Source organism: Niallia sp. XMNu-256 (assembly GCF_036670015.1).
Taxonomy (GTDB): Bacteria; Bacillota; Bacilli; order Bacillales; family Cytobacillaceae; genus Bacillus_BD.
Genome location: NZ_CP137636.1, coordinates 3,720,564 through 3,737,148 on the forward strand (window position 1 = coordinate 3,720,564; position 16,585 = coordinate 3,737,148).

12 protein-coding genes are annotated in these 16,585 nt (G+C 38.7%); 4 read left to right on the forward strand and 8 right to left on the reverse strand.

What is annotated here, in order from left to right; translation table 11 throughout:
- Positions 1–38: 38 nt before the first annotated feature.
- Both R4Z10_RS18865 and R4Z10_RS18870 read left to right on the forward strand, forming a co-directional pair.
- Positions 39–1,883, forward strand: coding sequence for a sigma 54-interacting transcriptional regulator (locus R4Z10_RS18865; protein WP_338473278.1), 1,845 nt, complete (start codon positions 39–41; stop codon positions 1,881–1,883).
- Positions 1,884–2,044: 161 nt separating this feature from the next.
- Positions 2,045–2,461, forward strand: a complete 417-nt coding sequence (locus R4Z10_RS18870) for a VOC family protein (protein ID WP_338470812.1) — start codon at positions 2,045–2,047, stop codon at positions 2,459–2,461.
- Between the two features lie 212 nt (positions 2,462–2,673).
- On the opposite strand, the gene R4Z10_RS18875 is transcribed toward R4Z10_RS18870, so the two are convergent.
- The 5 genes from R4Z10_RS18875 to R4Z10_RS18895 all read right to left on the reverse strand — a co-directional run bounded on the left by R4Z10_RS18875 (position 2,674) and on the right by R4Z10_RS18895 (position 6,810).
- Positions 2,674–3,015, reverse strand: a complete 342-nt coding sequence (locus R4Z10_RS18875; protein WP_338470813.1) for a hypothetical protein — start codon at positions 3,013–3,015, stop codon at positions 2,674–2,676.
- A gap of 450 nt (positions 3,016–3,465) precedes the next feature.
- Positions 3,466–4,566 (reverse strand): plasmid pRiA4b ORF-3 family protein, encoded by a 1,101-nt coding sequence (locus R4Z10_RS18880; RefSeq protein WP_338470814.1) that lies wholly within the window; start codon positions 4,564–4,566, stop codon positions 3,466–3,468.
- 238 nt (positions 4,567–4,804) lie between these two features.
- Entirely contained in the window at positions 4,805–6,109 is a 1,305-nt protein-coding gene (locus tag R4Z10_RS18885) for a trypsin-like peptidase domain-containing protein (protein WP_338470815.1), read from the reverse strand.
- A 263-nt stretch (positions 6,110–6,372) separates the two neighbouring features.
- Complete coding sequence (locus tag R4Z10_RS18890; protein ID WP_338470816.1) at positions 6,373–6,534, reverse strand: hypothetical protein; 162 nt, start codon at positions 6,532–6,534, stop codon at positions 6,373–6,375.
- A 15-nt stretch (positions 6,535–6,549) separates the two neighbouring features.
- A complete protein-coding gene (locus tag R4Z10_RS18895; RefSeq protein ID WP_338470817.1) occupies positions 6,550–6,810 on the reverse strand; it encodes a hypothetical protein in 261 nt (86 codons plus the stop codon).
- A 70-nt stretch (positions 6,811–6,880) separates the two neighbouring features.
- On the opposite strand from R4Z10_RS18895, the gene R4Z10_RS18900 reads away from it, so the two are divergent.
- Together R4Z10_RS18900 and R4Z10_RS18905 are read left to right on the forward strand one after the other, a co-directional pair.
- Positions 6,881–7,549 (forward strand): Crp/Fnr family transcriptional regulator, encoded by a 669-nt coding sequence (locus R4Z10_RS18900; protein WP_338470818.1) that lies wholly within the window; start codon positions 6,881–6,883, stop codon positions 7,547–7,549.
- 355 nt (positions 7,550–7,904) lie between these two features.
- Positions 7,905–8,270, forward strand: coding sequence for a hypothetical protein (locus R4Z10_RS18905; protein ID WP_338470819.1), 366 nt, complete (start codon positions 7,905–7,907; stop codon positions 8,268–8,270).
- A 198-nt stretch (positions 8,271–8,468) separates the two neighbouring features.
- On the opposite strand, the gene R4Z10_RS18910 is transcribed toward R4Z10_RS18905, so the two are convergent.
- From R4Z10_RS18910 to R4Z10_RS18920, 3 genes are read right to left on the reverse strand one after another with little or no spacing between them, the layout of a single operon-like run.
- The gene (locus tag R4Z10_RS18910) at positions 8,469–8,735 is read right to left on the reverse strand and encodes a hypothetical protein (protein WP_338470820.1); all 267 of its coding nucleotides are present in this window, start codon (positions 8,733–8,735) and stop codon (positions 8,469–8,471) included.
- Positions 8,736–8,741: 6 nt separating this feature from the next.
- Entirely contained in the window at positions 8,742–15,632 is a 6,891-nt protein-coding gene (locus R4Z10_RS18915; RefSeq protein ID WP_338470821.1) for an Ig-like domain repeat protein, read from the reverse strand.
- A 32-nt stretch (positions 15,633–15,664) separates the two neighbouring features.
- Positions 15,665–16,585 carry a hypothetical protein gene (locus R4Z10_RS18920; protein ID WP_338470822.1) on the reverse strand — a complete coding sequence of 307 codons (921 nt, stop codon included), beginning with the start codon at positions 16,583–16,585 and terminating at the stop codon, positions 15,665–15,667.

Here is a 16,585-nt window from a genome sequence, read left to right on the forward strand (position 1 = left end):
GTAATATTCAAAAAATAAATAAGGAAGTGTGTTTTTTGGTGAAAACGTTCATTCTATCTAACGACCAACTGCTTCAAGCTTTTCAATCAAGTCTACTATTTATATATGATGAAATTCTCGTAACCAATCGAAATGGAATGATTCTACACAAAAGCGGAGAACTGAAAAACTTTTGGTCCACAGTTGGGATTATTGGAAGGATGATAACAGAACTAGAAGAAGTTTCATTTATTGGCGATTCCATTTTACAGCTATTAAAAGGTGAGATCCATTCTCTCGGATTAAAGACATGGAATGGCAGTGAAATTTTATTGACCGTTTTTCCTGTCGAAGATGATAATGAAGAACTTCTAGTTTGGGGGGTAAAAAACATTTCCAACCATTTAATAGAACCGGTTGAAATCACCGATTGTCTCGATTACAACAACAGTTCATCTATTGTTGTCCAAAGTCCAGAAATGAATGAGGTACTTGAGACGGTCGAAATGGTTTCAAACGTTCCTACAACCGTGCTGTTACTCGGAGAATCTGGGGTCGGAAAAGAAATGATCGCCAAACATATTCATGAAATCGGAAATCGAAGGTCTAAGCCTTTTATTGCCGTTAACTGTGGGGCCATTCCGAAAAATCTTTTGGAAAGTGAGTTATTTGGTTATGTCGGCGGAGCTTTCAGTGGCGCCAATAAAAACGGTTCACTAGGAAAATTTCAATTAGCAGATGGCGGCATCATTTTCCTCGATGAAATCGCCGAAATGCCTCTCAGCTCGCAAGTCAACCTCCTGAGAATTTTACAAGAAAAAGAGGTGACTCCTTTAGGAGGCTCAAAACCAATTCGTATTGATGTTCAAATTGTTGCTGCAACAAACAAATCCTTAGAAAAAATGGTCAAGGAAGGGAAATTTAGAGAGGACCTATATTACCGTTTAAATGTAGTGCCGATTGAAATTCCCGCCTTGCGAGAAAGGATTGAGGACATTCCTTACTTCGTCTATCATTTCGCTGCAAAGTATAATTCCTTATATAAACGGGATATTACGATTTTACCGGATGCCGTAGATTTATTCTGTATTTTCGATTGGCCTGGAAATGTACGACAATTAGAGAATACGATCGAACGAATCGTTGTGACGAGTAAAGAATCGAACATTGACGCCAAACTCGCACACCCTTACATTCCACGGGAAAAGGCCACCATTAAAGAGCCGCCGACCATTCATCACATCATGCCCCTGCAGGAAGCAGTTGATATGATTGAAGAACAGTTAATTACAATGACAATGGAAAAATATAAATCGGTCAAACTGGCCGCAAAGGTTCTCGATATTAGTCCACCAACAATGAGTCGGAAATACAAAAAAATACGGGAAAAACCCCTACAAGAGACAAGCTCCCCATCAAACAAACGAAAAATACTAGAAGAACATTTAAATAAACAATTGCGCTCCATGGCACTTATGATATCAGCGACGATTCTTCCAGAAGATATTTCTGCACTCGTGAATCACCCTGTTTCATCTTCCAATACTATTTTTAAAAAGGTTCAAGAAAAATTAACTAAAATACGAAACCAAGAAGGAATCATTGAATGGGTTTATATTTTTAAAGCTTCAGAGAATAAAATGTGTACCATTGTAGCTGATGAAGGTTTTCCAATTCCACCTGGAGTGATATACGATGGTCCCCCTGAAATGATGAAAGTTGGTTTTGAAGCAATGAACGGAAGAGCCGGGGTAACCCCATTGTATAAAGATATATTCGGGGAATGGAAATCTACCTTTGCCCCTTTAATGGATCATAATGGGAAAGTTCTTGCCACGATCGCCTTTGACTATCGTCGCTCCTACATCGAATCCGAATTAAAGAGGATTGAGAGTACATTGTGAATGTGAAGTCTTCCAATGTGGGATAAAATTTTGATATACTCGGGGACGGGAACACCGTCTCCTTGTTTTACCTTTTATCTCAGATTGTGGGTACAATGGTTATAAGTACCATAACTGAGCACCGCTTTAACATAAAAAATAAAACCCAGGAGTTGTATGTAATGAGATTATCCCCTTACTTAATGATGAATGGAAATACAAAAGAAGCGATTCAATTTTACAAAAAGGCTTTGAATGCGGAAATCCTTTTTAGCCAAACGTTTGGAGAAATGCCGGAAAATCCAGATTATCCATTACCAGCAGAGGCAAAAGAGCTTGTGTCACATGCAATGATAAAAGTCGGCGAGTCGGAAATCATGTTTTCTGATAACTTTCCAGGACAAACAAGTCAAATTGGAAATCAAGTGACCATCTGTATTTCATCTAAGGACGCAGAAAAATCGAAACAAATATTTGAGTCTTTGCAACAAGACGGCCAAGTGAAAATGCCATTCCAAAAAACATTCTTTAGCCCGGGTTATGGAATTGTGACTGATAAGTACGGAGTAACCTTTCAAATTCATACAGATGGAAATTAAGAAATGAAGGCCACTGGAAATATTTCTAGTGGCCTATTTTAAATAATCACACTAGAATGTTCCTTTCATGCTTAGATAATTAATAGTCTTCAACTTGTTGTTTTTTTGTAATTCGTTGTATTTCTGTCTCCACCTCAAAAACTCGTTTATTTAAAGCATCCGCTTTATTATCCATATGTTCAGTAATTCTATCCGTATAATCACCCAAGGTCTCAATTATATTTCTTTGAAACTTTTCTTGATTCTTTTTTAATATCTTCTACATCTTTTTCGATTGTGTTGAAGCGCTGATCTACGGTATCAAACCGCTTATCCATCCGTTCAAACCGTTCATTCATACCTTCAAGCTGCTCGTTCATACCTTCAAGCCGCTCGTTCATGCCTTCAAACCGCTCGTTCATGCCTTCAAACCGCTCGTTCATGCCTTCGAACCGCTCGTTCACGCCTTCAAACCGCTCGTTCATACCTTTTTCCATGACATCCAAGCGTTGATTAATTGGTTCTAATTCTTCCTTTAAAACAGAGCGTAATAATATTTCTAATTCTTTAGACATTACTATTAACTCCAAGTTTTTTAATAAAATATTGTAATTCAACTAATGGGAAGTCAAATCAACTCTTTTTTTCTAATACCATCAGGGATTCTAGTTGTGAAGAGATTTTCTAGTGGAGCAGAAGAGGTATTTTGACAGAACGTAAGTCCATTTATACGTCATAAATATCGCGAACATTTGTTCTGAATATAGAATAACCCTTTACTCTATATTTGTCAATCTTCTAGCAGCGGAAGTATTTGATTTGACTATAGCTATTTTTTAGATGATATTTCAAATAATTAAGCTTCTATCATAGCACCAATACATTATCTTTGAATAGAACCAAATATAAGCACACACTTTAAAAAATAGGGGGCGCTTAAACTACCCCCAAATAGTAGATCTTCATGTGTACACAATTTAAACTTCTTATTTTTCCAGGACTTTCAAAGGCCTTGTCCATCTGGTTTAAACCTTCTCAAGCTCCCAATTAACCATCTTAATATTAAACTCTATATAGCCTTGTCCTTTTGCCCATTCTACTGTATTCTCATATTCCGGATGATTCGGGTCGGCAGTTATCTGAAGAAATTCTTCATATCCATACTCCCCACCAACATCCTCTGGCGGTGTTGTCCCGTCTCCCTCTAGGCAAATAGGATAAGGGTGCTCATAATCTTCTATCACATTGACTACTTCTATATTATGCTGCCAATTATCTCCGAAATCATAATTGTATTTTATTTTTCCCGATAGGTGTTCCGAAAGTTTGATATCAGTATCGAGCTTTGTTGGGATTGTCTTTTCATAGGAGAACTCATCGTCACAAACGATGTTCAGAATCGGTTTATCCCCATTTTGTTGAGAGCTTGGTGTCTCGATATCATATAGATAAAATTCATACAAATGACACTCCTGCCAACCAAAGGACAATTGTAATATTTTATGAAATTCACGAAACGTCCGATTAACCGGGACCACCAACCTGCGCCAGACTTGGTGTTTTTCCAGTTTAAGAGTGACTAGTAACTCGACCGCTTTAGAGTCAAAAATCGGTTGGCCGGAAAAGGCCTCAAGGTCCTTATACAATTCTTCGTTTGGATAGATATATTGATTCTTTCCGTTACCGTATAGATCACGGCTAACCTTTTTACTTAGATCTGTTTGTATAAGAAGACTACTATCTAGTAAATCCTCAAAAAATTCAACCCCTTCACATGCTTTATTCATCCTTGCAACCGTAGTTCGATCCTTCGTTTTTGTGTAGGTAGTGTCTTTTGCCATCGTGTGCTCCATATACTGTTCAATAATTTCATCTTTAATAAACTCGGCCTTAAAGCTCTCACGAATAGCCTGAAAGACATGTTCATCGAGTTTGGCAAAATCCTTTGCCTTTAACCCGTGAAGGATAATCACATAGCGATTTTTATCGTTTACTAGAACAACCGTCTTTCTTCGGTTAATTGTCATTAAATTGGCATGCCAAGAGAAAAGCGGATCCTCCTCTACTTGAGGCTCAGGCTTCATCTTTAACTGATCCATTAATTTCTTTGTGCATTGTATAAGCATACAAGTCCCCTTTCTTTTAAAAAAACTGTAACACGGCGACGGTGTTTAGATTATAAACCGTTCTTACATTTCGTTTAACCTTTTGGCTAGTTAATCAAATGATACTATTTTCGCTGAAATTCCACCATGTTTATCAGGCTTAAATTGGTATGGTAATGATTGAGATCACATAGAAAAGAGAGAACCCGGTGTTCAAAAAAATAAATCCATGGGGCTCCCACGGATTCATTTTCAACTTTTATTGTACAACGGGACTTTCCCCAGTCTCAGGTGTTTCTTCCATTTCCATACCATTATTGGTCTCAAGATCGGTTGATTCTTCCATACCGCTATTTTCCTCGTTGCCATAATCACCGGACTCTTCTAACTCTCCGATCTCATTGTCAAGAGTCTCATCATAAACACTTTCATCATTATTGGTATCATTATTTGAACCGTAATCATTATCTTTATAATTGGTATCATTCGAACCATTATCATATTCATTATAATTGTTATCACTACTGTAGTTCCAACTATCATATTCTTCCGTTTCTACATCAACCTCTTCATCTTCCTCAAACCAGTAACCCCAACTATCTAACCAGCTATCATCGTATGGAATCTCATAGTACTCTAGATAATCATCATTAAACGTTCCATCTTCAAAATACCCATAGTCATCCATATAATCTTGATAGTAGTAGATTCCATCTTGATAATAGAACAATGAAACGATCTCATTCTCCATCATCGGAGTCTTAACCCATTGATTAACCGTGTCTATAATTTGATAGATGGGAATGCTAAAGCCAATATTTACTTCTGTCGTATGACGGGCGGAGTTGATCGCCAAAACCTTTCCCGTTGTTTTATTTAATAAAGGTCCACCACTGCTTCCAGGAGCAATCGCAGCCGATGTTTGATAAATGCCTTCATATTGGAAAGGCTCAATAATAAAGGTTCGATCTACCCCACTAATATTCCCTAACGTAGCTGTATTTTCAAATCCTTGAGGACTTCCTAATGCAATGACTTCATCACCAATTTCTGCAGGTTCTGTTTCTAAAGGAAGCGGCTCTCGATTGGCCAAGTCAGGTACACGAATGAGGGCAATGTCTGTCGTATTGCTATAGCCAATCAGGCTTCCCTGAAGCTCATTTCCATCAATCGTTTTGATGACTGGATTTAAGCTCCCTTCAACCACATGGGCATTCGTTAATACATCCCCATGTTTGTTGATTAAAAATCCAGACCCTTGTCCAAATTCGGTAAAAATAGTAAAAACCTTTGGCTGGGACATATTGATGATTTCTGAAACATCTTTAGGCGGTTGAATTAACTTCTCCTTCACTACAGGAGGCTGAGGTTTGCTCTTATTCTCTGGGACTACTTCTGTTTCTACTTTCGCTTGTTCCACTGGCTCTGTTTTAGCTGCAACTTCAACTTCTTTAGCAGACTTTGGCTGCATGATTGGACTAGCGATAAAAATTCCGATTGCTCCGACAATGATAATTATGAAGCTTAACATGAAAACTACTAATTTACTCGTTGATTTTTTCATACTTTGTCCACAACCAGAACAATATCTAGAATTATGCGACATTTCTGTACCACACTTTGGACAATACATAATAGTCCCTCACTTTATATCATACTTTTGAACTATTACTATTATACAATGTTGTGCTACTTTTTTCAATTTTCTAAATGATATTTCAACGTTCTCCAAGCGGCCGTGTTTCAGGCACTTTTGACTTAGCATTAAATAGAAACAATCCCATCATTACGAGCACGATTCCGAAAAAATTGATAAATGAAAGGAAGTCATTCCAAAAGATGATACCAATCAACGTATTCGCGAAATTCCGACTCCTGACCAGATGGCATATCCAATTGAAATGGAGCAGAATTTGATGGCTTTAAAAGCATCGTAGCAGCTACTTCAAAAATGATGGCGACGAATAAGGCGAGAAAAATAAGTTCCATCGTATCCCCTCGCATTTATAAACATTGATAAATAAAAAGGCTAAAACGCCCCTTGTTTCTGGTCATAATCAGAAGAAATAGGAGCAGACCTCTTGTTTCACCTTTTCTTCCTATTGCCATTTCAATATTTAAAACTATAAAAACTATTTTATTATTTATAAAGATTTCTAAAGTATATTCAATTGGATTTATTCCGATCTTACCTTTATAATTGCGTAACAGATCCATAATACCGGCCTCTTTTGTTGAGTTACGATTTCCGCAAGCCTTTTCCACATCCCACGTGAACATTTCCTCTCAATGAATCTAATTTTCTGCTCGTATATCTTAAAGGAGTTGAAAAAGCTTGAATCAAGTCAACTTGCTAGAATCATCGTCAAGTGCAAAACTAAGTGAAGAAATTGAAAAGATCGGGACATATAAGCGATATGAAAAAAACGAGATCATCTATTTACAAGATGATCAAGCTGATAGTTTCTACTTGCTTAAATCAGGTCGAGTTCGTTTGTTTCTCACTGCTTTAAACGGCAATGAAAAAACGATGAAAATTTTAAAGCATGGGGAACTATTTGGAGACGCATCGTATTTTAGCCGCTCGACAAGAATTACATCGGCGAGTGCCTTAACTGACGTTGAACTATTATCGGTTGATTTAGATAATCTAATGCCACATTTAAAAGAGAACCCAATTATGATCGCGGAATTATTAGACAGCATGGCGAAAACCATCCGCCTCTTTTCTATTCAAGTTTATAGCATGGGATTCCTAACAGCTGATAAAAAAATTGCTCATTTACTTCTTCAACTCGGCAGCAGCACGAAACAAAATCGATCCGATCAGCAACCATATCGGATTGATTGCACACACCAAGAATTGGCCGACTTAATTGGGCTTGCTCGAGTAACTACCACAAAGGAACTTAAAAAACTCGAAAAATATGGCTGGATTTGCCTATCCTACCGCAGTATCCTTATCAAAGATGAAGCTGCATTAACAGAATTTATCGCATCATAAAACACCGGAATGGTCCGGTGTTTCTTTTTTGTGTAGATATGGAATGTTGTTTGGAACCTCAAACGAACCGGGTACCCAATTCGGCCTACTTGACTGTTCGTCTTGATAGACATCGAAATATCAATAGAACTTCTCTTTCGGAAGAGCCTTTTTGAATCTACTTTCCTTTACTTTAAGTGAAATTTTCACAACCTCTATGTTTTTGTATCCTATGCAAACTTAAAGAAACACACGAACTTGTACCATTGATGAATTCTATTTTATAAATGATGGATTTGTCTTATGAACTTGTCCACACATATTTTCTCTAAGATTAATACACTATTATCATCTTCAGGGAAAGGGGGGGAACAGCATGTCTGATAGAAATAAAGTTTTATCTACAGGAGTCATTAAAAAGCACCCAGCATCTAATATCGCTCATATTGAAATCGTTAACCTAGACGTAAATGATTCACGAGCTGTAATCGTTCAAGTGTTTAACTGGGATACAAATCGTCCAGTTGCTATACCGGTAACGCCAGCTAACACAGTTACAATTAATCCAAATACACTTGTATCCTTCGATGCTTCTCTTGTAGGCGTACAAGACCATTTTGAAGTGCGTATTACATTTGTAAGAACTTCGGAAGACGTGGTTGCAAATGTGTTTGAGCTTCAAAATGATACTCCATTAAAATCAATTTGGCACGAAGAATTAAGACGAGTTTTTCTAGATTAAGTTTAAAAAGGAAGTCCTGTTCCTTTATGGAACAGGACTTTCTAATTGGTCTTTGTTCAACTAAACTTTCAAATTAATTCATTACATTCAATAATAATGGCCTTTTCCTCTTTAAGAAAAGCTGCCCGTCGCACAAAAAAACCACCTATTTTCATAGGTGATTTTTATTCAATTATAATTCCCATTTCCTCCACTTTATTATCTAGCCGTTTTGCAGCTTGGGCAAACCGGGTGAGTCGTTTCAAATTGGGTTCCGCAGTTGCGGCAAAATACAATCCCCTCAACGACTGGTTGTTTTGTTTCAATTGGCGTGTTAGTCGCTGTCTCTAATTTACCTTGCCCAATTGTAGGGGCCGGATTGGCTTTGTTTTTTTTCATTGACACAATGACCAACACCAAGGTAATGAGGTTAAGGATTAGACTGGCTGAAACCAGTCCAATCAATAGGTATGGATTTTCTAACATCGTCTATTAACCTCCGAATGTTTGCTGATCATCTTCTATGATTTCAATCTTTTTCTTTCGATTACGTAGAAGAAAGTAGGCAGAGAGGATGATCGCAATCCCTCCAACGCCACCGATCGATCCATAGAATAATGGAGTGTTGTTATACCAACGAGCAATTAGGTTCGTTGTGACGAGGAAGTCATTAACTTCTTCTACAAGTTCATTTCCTGCCGCATCGACCGCAACAATCCTCACATTTTGTTTAGAATTGCTATTGCCAATTCCAAATGTGAAGTTTTCTCCTTCATTTTGAACCTCTACTTCTTTATTATTCAAGTAGACTTTCGCATCGTCTAGCACTAAGTTATCATTGATCGACACTGTTGCCACTTTGCTATCAACCGGGTACTGAACTCCGCTTTCTATGTTAATGGGAACAATCACAGGAGCGGTTTTATCAATCCCAAATGAGATTTCAGCTTTTTTCACTTCATCGATATTTTCATTTACGTTTCCGGCACGATCCTCCGAGTAAATAGCAACCGTGTACTTCCCGTCCCCAGCAAACATTTCCTTCTTCACGGTATACGTATACTGACTCCAAGAACCGCCTCCGCCTGACTCTTGAACGGTATAATCACTTTCAACCGCTAAATCACTTGGCACACCGTTCTTCGTCATTTTTACATGAATACTATCTGGATTTAGGCTGTCCACATTTGTTTCGGTTACAATGACATCTCTTTCATTTTTTACATATTTTCCTTCAATGCTCTTCAACGACTCATCAAAGACATACACCGAACCAAAGCGGTTCACGGAGAATCGAATCTTTTCTGTCGTTTCATTTCCAGCATGGTCGACTAGAGTAGCTGTTAATGTATAGAGATCGTCTATTTCTTTTTCTTTGGCAAAATTATTAAATGTGAACCCTCCGCCATTTGCAGCGTCCGAATAACGACCATCTAATTTCACCGGTCCACGGTTTGCTCCTTGTAGCGTAATCGATACGGCCTCTTTATTAAAATTTGTATCAGAGTACGTGACAATTGGGGCAACATCACCGTTATTAGCCGACTGGTCAGCAACTCCCGTAATTTCCAGGGCAGGGGCTGTTTGGTCGATAACGAACTCTTCCATTGGAAAATCATCCATAACATTTCCAGCCATATCTGTATAGTCAATATCAAAGCTGTATTTTGCGTCAGCCGCATAGTGAATCGTTGCCGTGTTCACATCCCCACTTCGGCTCCAGCCGCTAAGTCCAGGGAATCCCACAGGCTCACCGTTATCACTAGCAGAGCCGCTTACGCGAATTCGACTTGGATCAAAGTTATGCTCGGTAATGGAAATCGTTGCGGTACGATCTGCGTTATAATAGTTTCCATTTGCAGCCGAGTTATTGTTGTAAGATACATGGATCTCAGGCTTGGTTTTATCAATGGTAAACTTGTCCTGCTGGATGGGTGCTGCCGTGTGTCCTGCATTATCCTGATAGCTAATATCAAAGGTGTAATCCCCATCCGCACTATAGCGTATCGTTGCCGTATGGGTCGTTTGATCAGGGTTGGCTGCATTTCTTGCTGTACTCCAACCAACTAATCTCGGAATCACTCTATCTGTATTCGTAATTCGATAATCAACATCTCCTGGTTTGAAGTTCCGCTCGGTAATCACAATTGTAGCTGTACGGTCTTGGTTGTAAAAATCAGCATTCTCTGCATCCGCCGTGTTGTTATCATATGTTACGGCAATACTTGGAGCACTCTTATCAATGCTAAATGTCATTTCATCTTCTGACACATTTCCTGCTCGGTCCGTCATTTTCACTTCTACAACAATATCATTACTGTTATTAGCAACCGTGATCGTTTTCTTCATCTCAGTCACAAGATTCTTGTCTGTCTTCGTTTGCTGCCAACCAGTCGTGTCACTGCCTGCTGCATACGTTTTATCATTGTTGATTTTAACTGTTCCGCCTTGATTTTGATCGGTATCATATGGAGCCTTCACCGACCATTGGATCTCGCTTATTCCTGAATACGTATCTGTTACCGTTAAATTTACATTGACATTGCCTGCATATAGATCTAAACCATTAGTATCTCTGTACTGAGCTTCAGCTTTTTCTAGGTTAATATGCGACTCTTGCGCATGCTTAGAAGCTGTTTCTACGATCGCCCCATCTGGTGTTTTAAAACCAGATGTATTTTGAACATGGTCAACAGCCTTGGCAAAAATTTGCCCTTTAAACGCAGCCGGTACGTTAAATGTAACTTCCTTCGTATTCGTTAACGGAGCAATCCGTCCGATTTCAGATTCCGCGATTCGTTTTAATGAACCATTTCCCTGAACAGCATAATATGTGCCAGTGTCATGATCCTGCAAGTAGACTGTCATCGATTTCACCCCACTGGTGAATTGATTTTCTACTTTTGGATCATCGGCTTTAACGGTCACTTTTGTTGCCTTTTTAAAATAATAACCATAATTCTTCAGTTCTACTGAACCTTGAAGGTTGTTTTCCTCTACTTTTACGGTTTTTTCTTCATTAGAAAAAGTAAGTTCCGTTATTATTGGATCCGTTTTATCGATAAAAACCGTTTCTTCTGTTGATTGGGTATTTCCAGCGTTATCTGTCACATGGACAGATACGACATAAGATCCATCCGCTCCAATTACATTTTCAGGATCATCTGTACGAATATTATACGTTAACGGAGTATTTATCTTTTCAGTCAAATACTCATACTCATATTTCTTTCCATTAACATCAATGGTTACAGAGTTTACACCTGATTGACTGTCTTGAACTTCAACGGCAAATGTAACATCGCCATTGTATTGGTTATCTCCATTAGAAGATACTTTTTTATTGGGAATGATTGATATGTCCGCTTCAGGGTTGTTTTTATCAAACATCACCGTATTGTTATCTGACACAATATTCGAGTTTGCGTTTGTGACTTCATACGTCTTGCTGTTTTTCACATGATCGGTTACTTCGACTGCAAATGTTCCAGTGAAGTCTTCATGATCAAGCGTAAAAGTTGCTGAAGCATTCAGGCCATCAAATACAAAGTCCTTTAACTGGGGAACCACTTTCTCGTCACTCGTATGCAATCCAACCGACTCGACTCCTGCAACATCGTCCTCCGCCTTTACTGTTACCTCAATCGCCTTATTGAAGAATGTTCCGAATGTCAAGAAGTTCAAGGCCTTCGCGACCGGACCGTCATTGATCATCGTAAAAGTAACAGCTTCACCTTGGGCTAACGTTGGTACCGCTTTGTCGATATATATGTTCTCGTCTGCCGAATGGGTGTTTCCAGCATTATCCGTCACATGAACAGAAATATCATACGAGCCATCTTCATTGATTTTATTGTTGGGATCATCTGTACGGATCGGGTATGTTAGTTTACTTGTCGTTCTAGCATCCTCTTTTGAATAATCATGTTCGTACTTTGTCCCATTAATATCGATGACGACATGATTGACTCCAGCCTCAGGGTCTTGAACATCAACCTCGAATGTAACGTCTCCACTGTAGTAATTATCTTTTTTAAAAGTGTCCTCACTTAGTGGAACTACATTGATTTCTAGTTCTGGTTTGTTTTTGTCAATCATCACGAGATTGTGATCGCCAGCAATATTGGAGTTATCCTTCGTAATCTCGTAAACTTCTTTGTTGTTTACCTTGTCAGTTACTTCAACCTTTAATGTTCCAGCAAAAGCATCACTCTCAATGGTAAATTGAGCTTGAGCTGCTAAAGTTCGTTTGTCGAAGTCTTGTTTCTGATTCACTTCTGGTATTTCGTTTCCTGCCTCGTCAAATGCTTTAAATTCAATCGATTCGATTCCGGAAACATCATCTTCCACTTTCACATCTACTTTAATTGCCTCATTAAAGAACGTTCCAAATGTCAGGAAGTTTAGGAATTGAGCCCATTTAGTATCATTGATCGTATCAATTTTTACTGGTTTCTCTTCCCCTTTTGCAAGGGTTGGCACGTCTTTATCGACATAAACGGTTTTGCTAGCGGTTGTTGTATTTCCCGCATTATCCTGCGCAACCACTTCCAGTTCATAAGAACCGTCATGATTTTTCACATAATCACTTGTTGAGATTGTATAGGTTAAAGGCGTTGTTTTTCTAGCCTCTTCTTTCGAGTAATCATGTTTAATCTCTTTCCCATTGATGTTCATTTTTACGTTGTTGACACCTGATTGTTCGTCATGGGTGTTGATCGTAAAAGTGACATCGCCGTTGTAGTAATCATCACTCGAAGAAGATTCGTTTTCGTTGTTTGGTGTTACGGTAATATCAGCCTTTGGAGCCTTTTTCTCAATCATAACGACCCCATTGCTGCCAGGTTCCGTATTGGAGTTTTGATCATTTACCTCATACGTTTGTGTATTGTTCACATTGTCTTTAACATCGACGGTAAAGGTTCCTTCAAAAACATCTAACTCATTGATATCAAGGGTAAACTTAGCTTGTGCAGTTAAGCCATCCACGATAAAACTTCCTTTTACCTCGCTTGGATCGACTCCATCCACGCTTGTATTCAAGTCAATCGAATCAATCGTTTCAAATCCGGATGCATCGTCTTTCACTATCACCGTTACTTCAATGGCTTCATTAAAGAATGTCCCAAATGTAAGGATGTTTAAGAATTTAGACCATGAATCGTTATTGATCACATTGAACGTTACGGCCTTTCCATCGGCTAAGGTTGGGACTCCTTTATCAATGTTAACGTCAACGGTTTTTACTTCTGACCTATTTCCCGCTTCGTCAACAGCCCACACATGATACGTTTGTGATAAAATCGTTCCTTCATCGGTATCAATTGAGAAACTATAAGTATTTTTTTCGGGATCAAAAGTTGCTTCTCCCTTGCTGCTTCCATCTTTAGCTTCATAATAAACGCCAATAATTTTTGTTGAATAAGAAACCCCATCAAATTCCTGGGCTATGTTATTAATGTTTCCTGACACAGTTACTTTGTCACTGTACCAAACTTTATCCCCAACAGGTTTTTCATTTGCCCCTGATAATGTTGTATTCTCTACTACTGGCTTTTCAGTATCAAATACTAGAGTCAGAGGCTTCGGCAAATCAACGTAAATTTTCCACTTTCCTCTATTTTTCTTTAATAAGAATTGATCAATTGTTGCATTGGAATTAATACGTAATTCCTGGCTCCATCCTCTATGATCATTATTGAGAAGATGAATCCGATCGTATAACTCAAGCTTTGAGGTAAGTTTTAATTTCGCATCATTAGAATAAACGAATACATTTTTTCCATGATCGCCTTCAACGATTGGTTCTGTGATTTTACTGCCTGAATCTAATGCAATCGATAAATAGTTTTCCCAGGCTTCCATTTCTGTGGAAACTTCAGTAAATGTAACCTCTATCGTCGTTTTATCCGTAAATTCGCTTATGGTAAAAGTGATATTTCCGTTTTCATCTTCTGAAAAGTTTTCATCGTTAGTGATCCCTGTTTCTTGCTTCACTTGCTCTTCACCATTCACCTTTAAAGATCCAACAGTATAAAGGCTATCAGGCGTCATCGTGACAACGACATTGCTGCCATGGTCGGCGACAACTTTTTTACCCTGATTTCCGTTGTTATCAAGCATCACTTCCCCTTTGTCACGATTAAATGAAGCCGACACTTCATATGTATTAATCGCAAACGTAACGACAACCGTATGATTTTTCCTTACATCATCAAGGGTATATGTATCCCCTTTAGCGTTTATATTTTTTAGCTCTTTATCGTTAATGACAATGCTTTTAACATGGTAGCCCTCATATGGCTTGACTGTAAAAGAAGTACTTTTTCCATGTTCCAGTTTGATGGTTCCACCAATTGATTCAAGCTTTTTGTCATAATCAATTGTTCCATGTTCATTACTGTTAAAAGTAATCGTATACGTTTTTTCACTATACTCAACAAATAACTTTGTGTTGCCTGTAATTTCAATTCCATTTGTATATGTTGAGGTAATAGTTTGCTCTTTTCCACCAACGGACATTTTAACCGATCCAACCGTATAGGCGTCATCCGGTGTTATTTTTAGAAAAGCTTTCTCTTCTGCCTCGAACTTAATTTCATCCAGGTTGTCAGGATCTCCAAATTTATATTTTTTCCCATCGGATGTTTTGATTTCCACCGTTCCATTTTTATTATGGTCGGTCTGAGCTAAAGAAACAGTGTACATTTTTTTCTTAAAATCAACCTGTACCACTGTATCGCCTTCAACTTCAACTTCAATTCCATTCTTGTAAGCTTCGGTAATATCTGTTTCCTCTCCATTTACCTTCTTTATGATGGATGCAATCTCGTAATGTGGATCTGGAGTAATTTGTAATTGAACGACTTTTCCTACTTCTAGTTTCTCTTTACCATCATAAGGAGCTCCGTCTACAATCATCTCGACTGTCCCATTCTCAACCTTTGCGACAGAGACTTGATACGTTTCCACTACCGGCTCAGGTTTATTGTCTATATCAGATTCAGTTTTATCTTCTTCTGATGAAGCAGCTTCCTCTGTAGATGGAGTCACTTCTTCCTTAGGTGAAGCTGCCTCTTCCTTAGGTGTTGGAGCCTCTTCCTTAACTGGAGGACCCTCTTCCTCAGCTTCTGTTGTTTCTTTTTCCGCAGGTGTTTCTACTACTTCTTCAGTTTCAACAGGTACCTCTTCTGATTCTGCAGGTTCTTCTACAGGCGGTGTTGGCTCTTCAACTGGAGTTGTTTCAACACTGTCAACTGTTTCGGCTAATGCACTCGAAAACACCCCAACTGGCGTGTTATAGATGATAAGCATTATCGCCATGATGATGGCCAAAAGGCGGGTCATCTTTGGTGTTCCCCTCGTTTTTCTCTTTGTTCGCATTTTCTTCTCTCTCCTTAAAAATTCCCCTTATCTCAAATCACCTTATCGGTATGGATGATCTTAATGTCTTTCACTACTTTGAAATCGACGGCTTGACTGACATGCTCTTCGTCAGATAAATCCTCGGTTGGGTTAAGGACGGTTGTCACAAAGTCTTGGGATAATCCTTCTTCCGTTCCTTGATTGCTCAGAACTTCTGTGGAATTCGCTAGCACTTCGGTTTCATTTGTCAACACTTCAGTTCCATCACTTAGAACTGCTGTTGAATTCGTTAGAACGACCGTTTCATTCCCCAGAATCTCTGTTTCATTTGCTAAAACTTCTGTTCCTTGTTCTAACACCTCTGTACTGTGATCAGGCATTTCAGTCGCTTCCATAGAACCACCTTTATCGTGCGAAACGTTGTTCACTTCTACGAATCGATTTAGTACGGTCGTTTCTTCAACTCCAGAAGCCGCTTCCTTCAATACGACTGTATCATTGCTAATAGGAAGCCTTTCACCTGTCAACACGGTTGTATCTTTAAAAACAGGACTTCGATTTGAAGAATTTTCAGGAACATGATTCTCAACTTTAGGTAACAGGCCTGTCGGTAAATTTTGCGTAATTTCTGGACGTGCGGTTTCTTCGGTTTGTCCTCTTTTCACTCGTTGCCATAAACTCTTCGTCGAGCCGCCTTCATTTTTACCTTTTCGACTTAATTTATGGGACCCCACCGGCTCCGTTAGTTTTCCACGTTCAAGATTAAAGGCGCTTGGTTGATAGCGTTTATTCCCTGCTTTTGAATTCCGCTCACGAATTTCTTGAATCTGCTTAGCTGCCGTTCTCCCTGTTAAATCTCCAATGATCGACCAAATACTCATTTTAAAAAACATAGTGATTGCGATAATAAATAATAAACCTGCAAGGGAATATCCAATAATGGAAATCAGCTGCCATGTTTGTGCATCCAT